This window comes from Collinsella sp. UBA1693 (genome assembly GCF_002320115.1).
Taxonomy (GTDB): Bacteria; Actinomycetota; Coriobacteriia; order Coriobacteriales; family Coriobacteriaceae; genus Collinsella; species Collinsella tanakaei.
This window is the reverse complement of sequence record NZ_DCJT01000002.1, coordinates 7866-14031: the sequence shown is the minus strand read 5'-3', so window position 1 is coordinate 14031 and position 6166 is coordinate 7866. Positions and strand designations below refer to the sequence as shown.

Sequence of the window (6166 nt, the reverse complement as noted above, 5' to 3'; positions counted from 1 at the left end):
CCCAGGTAGATGATGAGGACAAAGGCGCCGTTGACGCACAGGTTCATCATGGGGTTGTTGAAGGCGAGCAACTTCTCTGCACGGGTGAAGTCGGCGCAGACGTCCTGCGCCGCGACGGCGAATTTCTGCTTCTCGTAGTCCTCGCGCACGTAGCTCTTGACCACGCGCATGCCGGTGACGTTCTCTTCTATCGATTCGTTGAGCGCGTCGTACTTATGGAACACGCGGGTGAAGATGGGTCCCACCTTGTGGATGATGAAGCCCAGGCCAAAACCCAGCAGCGGAATCATGGCAAGGTAGACAAAGGAGATGGAGCCGCCCATGGCATAGGCCATGACAAAGGCGAAGATCAGCACCAGCGGCGCGCGCACGGCGATACGGATGATGAGCATGAACGCCTGCTGCACGTTGGTGACGTCGGTGGTGAGGCGCGTGACCAGCGAGGAGCTGGAGAACGCATCGATGTTGGCGAACGAGAAGGTCTGGATCTTGTAGAACAGGTCGTGGCGCAGGTTTTTGGCAAAACCACAGCTGGCATGGCTGCAGGTGATGCCAGCGGCGGCGCCAAAGAACAACGAGACAAGGGCGAGGAGCACCAAGATGCCGGCGGTGGGCAGGATCTGTTCCACCGAGGCGCCGGCCTTAATGGTGTCGATGAGGTTTGCCGTCACAAAGGGGATGGCCATCTCGCAGGCAACCTCGCAGAGCACCAGTAGCGGCGTGGCTATGGTGGGCTTTATGTAGTCACGGATCGATGCTGCAAGGGTTTTGATCATAGTTCCTCCCAACGGGACTTCACGCGGTCGAGCAGGTCGGCCAGCTGGTCTTGTTCTTCTGGGGTGAGATTTGAAAACGCACGGGTTCTAAAGCGAATGCGCGCTTCGGTCTCCAAGCGGGCCGCCTCTGCGCCGGCTTCGGTTAAGCAGACGGTGAGCTGACGGCGATCTTGCCGGTCGCGCGTACGGGTGATGAGTCCGCCGCCCTCCATTTTTGAAAGGATTTCTGAAAGCGATCCGGCCTTAAGATCAAAGGACGCTCCAAGCGCTTGCTGCGACATGGTGCCGCCGTTTTTCTCCAGCAGGCACAAAATGGGCGCCCGGCCCGATCTGCCGCCGCGATGAAAGTGCATGTAGTGACCGCAGAATCCCAGGTTGGTGAGGATGCGCGCGGCGCGAGCCATCACGGGGTCCTCCTCCAGGGCGGGGGCGTCCAGCAGGTCCGGGCACACTGGCCCGCGCATCGCGTTGCTTGCCGTCACCTCTCTGCACTCTACTTCAGAACCGTTCACAAAATTCTCCTTACCTTTGATAGCCGTGGCAAGTATAATCCGCGCTCGATAGATGTCAAGGTACCGAATTAAATATTGCGACCTGCCCCTCTAAAAGATATGGTCACCTGTTTTACATACCAGTATTTATAACAACTATGCATGTCATTGGATAAGATATAGGTATTGGACATGTGTCCAGACCATGCGTAAGGTTCTTTATCAAGGTGGCTCGCTAAGCCTGCGGCGCAAAGATTGGATTGCGGTGAAGGCACGATGCGGAGGAGGAGCACGCATGGGCAAGAAACTGTATTTGGTACGTCACGGTGAGACGCAGTTCAATGTTGAGCATCGCGTGCAGGGGTGGTGCGACTCGCCCCTTACCGCCCGCGGGCGAGAGCAGGCTCGTACGGTAGGCAGGTATTTTGAAGAGCGGGGCATCGCATTTGATCATGCGTACTGCTCAACGTCCGAGCGTGCGAGCGATACGCTTGAGCTTATGACCAGCATGCCGTACACGCGTCTGCGCGGTCTTAAGGAGATGAACTTTGGCAAGCTAGAGGGCTTGCCAGATTACCTGTGCGCCAAAACGCCCGAGGAGTGCGTGAGCTATTACCTGCCGTTTGGCGGCGACTCGTCGGATTGGGTGCGCGACCGCATGGTGGAGACCCTAACCCAGGTCATGAGCCAAGAGGGGCATGAGTGCGTGCTGGCCGTGAGTCACGGCGGGGCGAACTACAACTTCTTGCGCGCGGTCCACACCGCCGCCAAAGAGGAGCTTTCCCGCGGTTGGGGAAACTGTCTAGTCTTGGTGTTCGATTTTGAAGACGGCGTCTTTAGCTTTGAACAGGCGATTCGCTTGGAGTAGCGTCAGCTGTGGCCAAGATACCGCCCTGGTCCTACGTCCATGATTGAGGCCGCAGACTGACTTGGGCGCTTCATGTGGCATGGGTATTACAGCGTGCCATTTTGAATGCTAAAAATGACACGCTGTAATACCGATTTGGAAATCGGTATTACAGATGACCAAAAAATCGTAGAAAAGTGGTAAAGGATAATACCGATTTTCACAGAGGTATTAAAACGGACCACTTAGGCATTGAAAAACGGTCCTTCTTAATACCCAAGGCCTGTCGACTCCAGTGGATAAGCCGGTTTGCGGGTAAGCTAGCTTGTAGCAACGTCATCGCGGACGAATCTGGAGGACCCATGTACCGCATTCTCTTTGTATGCCACGGCAACATCTGCAGGAGCACCATGGCTCAGTCCGTGATGGCGCACCTGGTGGCAGAGGCGGGTCGCGAGGACGAGTTTCGTATCGATTCTGCAGCGACCAGCAGGGAAGAGATTGGCAACCCGCCGCATCGAGGCACGGTTTCGCGCTTGCAGCGCGCCGGCATCGCGGTGGTGCCGCACCGTGCCCGACAGGTGCGTGGGGACGAGTATGGCGACTGGGATTACATTGTTGGTATGGATAGCGAGAACATGCGCGGCCTTTCCAGGATATTCTCGTCCAATGCTGCATGCCGGGCAGATGGCGGCGCCAAGTTGGCAAAGTTGCTCTCGTTCGCGGGCTCATCGCGCGATGTGGCAGATCCCTGGTATACGGGTGATTTTGACGCGACGTACGCGGACGTGGTCAACGGCTGCACGGCGCTGCTCGAGATGCTTGCGGAGCGGTTGCGCGGTGCAGGACTCAGGGACGCTGGGGGGGGCGACAGAGGGCGTGACCTAGTGCGCAAATTGTGGCGGCGTTGGTGTGCGAATCATGTTCTTTTTTGAATGCCCGGCTGCGGCGCGGGCGCCATGGGGTGTGGCACATATGCCGTGGGGCCGGTTGGGATGCTTTCGCATGCTATTGTATAAATAATAGACAATAAGCAACTTTTAGTGAATATAAATGTATGCTGCCAGCATTCGTCCAAAGATGCAATGAATGAATAACAGGCATTAATGCACTATAAGTGTACCGAGCGATGTGTAAGCGGTATTGGATGAAGAAAACGGCGAGAGGCGGGGCGCCGCCGCTGTTTGTTGCGAGCGAGCGCCGCCGTTAGCGCATCAAATGAGCCAAAAAGTGAATGTTGCCGCTTTATTGCGCGCTAGCGTCTGCTGCGCATTCACGCTATCCTTGGCGATTGTGCACGTAACTTTCTCGCATTAAGTTGCAAGGGGGAGGGGAATGGGTCCCCTCCGGTTGCGGGGCACGGAAGGGGATATTGCGCTCATAAACGGAAGGAACCGCCATGACCAAGAACGCAAAGCAGCAGATGGTTGCTGCAACTAGCCAGTGCTCACGTCGAGATTTTCTCAAGCTTTCCGGTGTTACCGCCCTGGGTATGGGCGGAATGCTGATTCTCACCGGCTGCGGCCCCGCCGCGCCTGAGAGCGATGCGGACAAGGGTTCCGCGGAGGAGAGCGATAAGAAGGCTACCCTTGGTGATGGCAAGACCCTGCGAGTTGGTATGGAGGCGGCTTACGCACCCTACAACTGGCAGGTCACCGAAGAGTCCGATTTCACCATTCCCATCGAGAACGTCAAGGGCGCCTATGCGGACGGTTATGACGTCCAGGTTGCCAAGATCATCGCCGAGGAGCTGGGCCTTGAGCCCGTCGCCGTCAAACTTGACTTTGCAGGTTTGATCGACGCCGTTAACAACGGTCAGATCGACATTGTGTGCGCCGGTATGTCCGTCACGCCCGAGCGCGAGTCTGCCGCGGCGTTCTCTGACTCCTACGTGGACGATGACATTGTCATGATTACCAAGAAGGATTCCGCTTTCGCTGGAGCCACCACGTTTGCCGAGCTCGAGGGCGCATCGATCCTGGGTCAGGCCGCGACCATGTACGATGACGTTATCGACCAGATTCCCAACATCAACCATATGATGCCGGCGGAGACCGTGCCCATGGTTGTCGAGAACCTCAACAACGGTACCTGCGACATTGTCACCTATTCCATGCTTTCTGTTCCCAAGTTGCTTGAGACCTACCCGGACTTTGTCGAGCTTGAGATGACCGATAAGTTCGAGGGTTCCGTCATGCCGGACAACGCCGCCATCGCCAAGGGGCAGGATGCGGTACTGGACCAGATCAACGAGATCATCGCGGGCATCAGCGAGGATGACCGTCAGGCCATGTGGTCTGCCTGCATGGATCGTCAGCCTATGTAAATAGATGCGGCGTGGCGCTTGGGGCGGCGAGCTCCGGTCGCTACGTTTGGATGGCAGCCCCTTGGCCGGACGAAGTTTTGGCCGGGTGCATTTGCAACATAGAAGCACTGCGCAGACGCGCGTCGGTTGAACATTGGCCGGCGTGCGTCTTGCGGCAATTTGCAAGAACAAAAACAACAGTACTGATTGAGGTATAGGAGAAGACATGGGCTCCAATCAATCGCAGACGGCAGGCGCAAGCAGCCGCGGCCGTCTAGCAACGTTTATATTGTCTGACCACCGCTACGTATTGCTGGCTACCAGTGCCGTCGCCGCCCTGGGCGCGATGCTTTCCAGTAGCCCTCGTCCCGCAATGAGCTTTATGGCAAACGCCTACATGGTCGAGGTGGTCATGTACTACATCTTGATCGCCTGGCTGGTGCTAAGCGCTGTTGCCTTGGTGTTCAAGCTTGCCAAGTGGCGTACCTATGCGGACGAGTCTTTGTTTACCAAGCCCGCTGTGGCACGCCTCCTGCGTTATGTTTCCTATGTGGTGTGGCTTATTGTCGCCGTACTGGTGGTGGACCGCATTGGCATGGGCCTGGCGTCCGCGTGGGCGGTTGCATCTACTGCCACGTCTATGCCCGAGACCACACTGGAGCGCATGCTCTACGTTTTGTACAAGGGTCGCGGCACGTTTTACGAGGGCTTTAAGACCACCGTGCTGTTGGCGGTCTTTGGTACCAGCATCGCGTTTTTCCTGGCGTTGCTTCTTGTGTTCCTGCGCATTCAGGTTGTCGACCGTTCCGATAACGACTTTGTCCGTTTTCTCAAAGTGGTTGGATCCGGCTTTGCCAAGGTTTACAGCACCGTGGTGCGCGGTACGCCTATGATGGTCCAGGCCATGATCATCTTCTTTGGCATGTTTGGCCTCTTTAAGATGACCAATCTCACCACCACGCAGATCAACGGCATTTGGAGCACGTTTGCTGCGGGCTTGGTGACCATTACGCTCAACTCAACCGCCTACATGATGGAGGTGCTGCGCGGCGGCATCGAATCCGTGGATATGGGCCAGACGGAGGCCGCGCGCTCGCTGGGCCTCTCCCAGTGGCAGGCCATGCGCAAAGTTGTGTTTCCCCAGGGCGTCAAATTTGCCATCCCGGGCCTGTCTAACGAGCTGATCATCAATATCAAAGACTCGTCAGTACTCTCCGTCATCGGCACGTTTGACCTCATGTTCGCCACTACCACGGTGGGTGGCACCTACTATCGCCAGTTTGATGCCGCGCTTATTACCAGCATCATCTACCTGTGCCTCACCATGCTTGCCTCGTGGTTGCTCAACCGCTTGGCGCGCCGCCTGGAAGTGGCCGCGGTCAAGGTTGGCAGCACGTCGGACCAGCCCATTAACGTGGAGGAGAAATAAACCATGGCACAGATCAATACCACAGTAGACGGCGCAAGCGCTAAGCCCATGGTGCGCATCGAGGGGTTGCGTAAATCCTTTGGCGATCTCGAGGTCTTGCGCGATGTGAACCTGGACATTATGCCGGGCGAGGTAGTCACCATCATCGGCGCATCGGGCTCGGGCAAATCGACCCTTTTGCGCTGCATCAATTTGCTTGAAACGCCGGACGCTGGCCACGTGTGGTTCCAGGGGTCCGACCTCACCGCCGACCATGTGGACGTGAATAAGCTGCGCGAGGACATTGGTATGGTGTTCCAGGGATTCAACCTGTTCAAC

At 56.9% G+C, this 6166-nt stretch carries 6 protein-coding genes and 1 pseudogene (1 of these 7 running past the window's edge); 5 read left to right on the top strand and 2 right to left on the bottom strand.

What is annotated here, in order from left to right:
• Together B3H65_RS01225 and B3H65_RS01220 are read right to left on the bottom strand one after the other, a co-directional pair.
• Nucleotides 1-776 (bottom strand): annotated as a pseudogene (locus tag B3H65_RS01225) (ABC transporter ATP-binding protein) (it extends 1108 nt beyond the left edge of the window).
• On the bottom strand, nt 773-1288 hold the full coding sequence (locus tag B3H65_RS01220; protein ID WP_286683811.1) for a MarR family winged helix-turn-helix transcriptional regulator: 516 nt from the start codon (nt 1286-1288) through the stop codon (nt 773-775). Before B3H65_RS01220 ends, B3H65_RS01225 begins: the two are co-directional and overlap by 4 nt.
• 274 nt (nt 1289-1562) lie before the next feature.
• Here B3H65_RS01220 and B3H65_RS01215 point away from each other — a divergent pair, with 274 nt between their 5' ends.
• The 5 genes from B3H65_RS01215 to B3H65_RS01195 all read left to right on the top strand — a co-directional run.
• Entirely contained in the window at nt 1563-2135 is a 573-nt protein-coding gene (locus B3H65_RS01215; RefSeq protein ID WP_286683810.1) for a histidine phosphatase family protein, read from the top strand.
• A gap of 341 nt (nt 2136-2476) precedes the next feature.
• A complete protein-coding gene (locus tag B3H65_RS01210) occupies nt 2477-3049 on the top strand; it encodes a low molecular weight protein-tyrosine-phosphatase (RefSeq protein WP_286683809.1) in 573 nt (190 codons plus the stop codon).
• Nucleotides 3050-3513: 464 nt separating this feature from the next.
• A complete protein-coding gene (locus B3H65_RS01205) occupies nt 3514-4440 on the top strand; it encodes a transporter substrate-binding domain-containing protein (protein ID WP_286683808.1) in 927 nt (308 codons plus the stop codon).
• Between the two features lie 205 nt (nt 4441-4645).
• Entirely contained in the window at nt 4646-5848 is a 1203-nt protein-coding gene (locus B3H65_RS01200; protein WP_286683807.1) for an amino acid ABC transporter permease, read from the top strand.
• Nucleotides 5849-5851: 3 nt separating this feature from the next.
• The coding region (locus B3H65_RS01195) for an ATP-binding cassette domain-containing protein (RefSeq protein WP_286683806.1) at nt 5852-6166 on the top strand (315 nt) is incomplete at its 3' end.

Bases quoted from the DNA above. Each gene is read 5' to 3' on its own strand.
- B3H65_RS01215 (WP_286683810.1), top strand. From the start codon at position 1,563: ATGGGCAAGAAACTGTATTTGGTACGTCACGGTGAGACGCAGTTCAAT.
- B3H65_RS01210 (WP_286683809.1), top strand. From the start codon at position 2,477: ATGTACCGCATTCTCTTTGTATGCCACGGCAACATCTGCAGGAGCACC.
- B3H65_RS01205 (WP_286683808.1), top strand. From the start codon at position 3,514: ATGACCAAGAACGCAAAGCAGCAGATGGTTGCTGCAACTAGCCAGTGC.
- B3H65_RS01200 (WP_286683807.1), top strand. From the start codon at position 4,646: ATGGGCTCCAATCAATCGCAGACGGCAGGCGCAAGCAGCCGCGGCCGT.